The sequence below is a fragment of the Schinkia azotoformans LMG 9581 genome (genome assembly GCF_000307855.1).
Taxonomy (GTDB): domain Bacteria; phylum Bacillota; class Bacilli; order Bacillales; family Bacillaceae_J; genus Schinkia; species Schinkia azotoformans.
In genome coordinates this window covers 1-1,530 of sequence record NZ_AJLR01000017.1, presented here as the reverse complement: position 1 = coordinate 1,530, position 1,530 = coordinate 1, and the positions used below count along the sequence as shown (strand labels likewise).

Sequence of the window (1,530 nt, the reverse complement as noted above, 5' to 3'; positions counted from 1 at the left end):
ACTCAACTTTCGCAGAGTGAAATCGACAAATAAGCCTTGATATAATTGGGAAGGCTAGCGATCCACTTCTCTAGTTGACTTTGAATTAATTTTTTGATTTTTTTATGGGCCTGTTTTAACGCATCTTGGAAAAGCTCAATCAACTGCTGTAATGCGACAGCCCAATCAAGTTCATTAACTTCATCACATAATTCGTAAAATAGACCACCTATTGTGCGTTGGTCTGTGTTACAACGATTTTGCCAAGAAAGCACAATAAAACGTGCAAACACAATCGTTGTATGGCTAATTAGCCCATCATATGAGCGACTTTGGAATTCCTTTTCTAATTTTAATAGAGATTTGGCCGTCTTAAAGAACACCTCTATATCCCACCGCATTCCATAAATTCGAACAATCTCTTGTTCGGTAAGAGTGCAATCGGTACTGAGGATCGCAAGCCATTCGCTTTTCTTGTTTCTGTTTTGGATGAATACTACTTTTATTGGTGTCCCATTAGCCATAACGGTATGGATGGAACGAAGAATTCCTTTCTTCGATTCAGTTGGTTGTGCTAAGCGATAAAGCTGCTTTAAAGAAACTAACTTCCCGTTCACGTTATAGCGTTGTTTGGTTTCTTTGACCATGCCAATCACGTCTAAGCCTTGTTCAACAATAGCTTTGACAAGTGGTGGCATTGTAAACCAAGAATCCATTAGGACATAACTAGCGTCTATACCATTAGTTAGTGCACGCTTAATCATGTCTGGAAGCTGTTCAGGCTTTGATTGTAATGCATTTTCTCGGCGCTTGTAGCCGCACGTACGTTTGTCAATTTGTTCAGAGATTCCATTAATTTGAGTATTCTTCGAACTAAGTAATGAAAAGTCGATCGGCATAAATGTATAGCCATCAGACCAGCCTAAAGTCAGCATTGTAAAGCCTTTATAGTGCCGTTGTCTAAGAGAAGCATGATTAAAACAACGAGCAAGAAGTTCTACCTTTTTACTTCGATTCCGGTCATACGCTGAATCATCCACAATCAATACTTTTGGGCGATTCTTATCCGTAAGACGAGCCACCTTTTGGATTGTAAAGCTGCTTAAAAGAAGCAAAAAACGGCGCCAATTGAACTTTGATTCATTTAAGAAACGGTACACAGCATCCTTTGCAGGATACTTTTCGGCTTTCTTTGAATCAAGAAGAGAAAACCAGTTTTTATGTTGAAAAATCAAGCAAAAGATTAACTGGAATAAATAAGTACAACCAAATCCGAAGGATTTTTTAATTCCTGCTTGGCGTAAATGCTTATTCATTTCAAGCTCAGAAAAAACAGAATTAAGTTCTTTTGGTAGTTGATTGTATTGGCTATTTTGGTCTATCATATAGGGAGCACCTCTTCTGTATGGTAGTGTTTTCTTGACAATTACACTATACCAAAGGACGAGGTGTTTTTCATTTTTCATTAACTTTGTCAAGTAACATAATGAAAAGGCCGTAGGCCTTTAACAATCAACGTTTATCACCTACTTTATTGGTGCGAAAGTTGAG

Annotated in this window: 1 protein-coding gene; it reads right to left on the bottom strand. The window is 37.8% G+C overall.

What is annotated here, in order from left to right:
* Positions 1-2 precede the first annotated feature (2 nt).
* Positions 3-1,364 carry an IS4 family transposase gene (locus BAZO_RS01615; RefSeq protein WP_003329457.1) on the bottom strand — a complete coding sequence of 454 codons (1,362 nt, stop codon included), beginning with the start codon at positions 1,362-1,364 and terminating at the stop codon, positions 3-5.
* Positions 1,365-1,530 lie beyond the last annotated feature (166 nt).

Bases quoted from the DNA above. Each gene is read 5' to 3' on its own strand.
- BAZO_RS01615 (WP_003329457.1), bottom strand. From the start codon at position 1,364: ATGATAGACCAAAATAGCCAATACAATCAACTACCAAAAGAACTTAAT.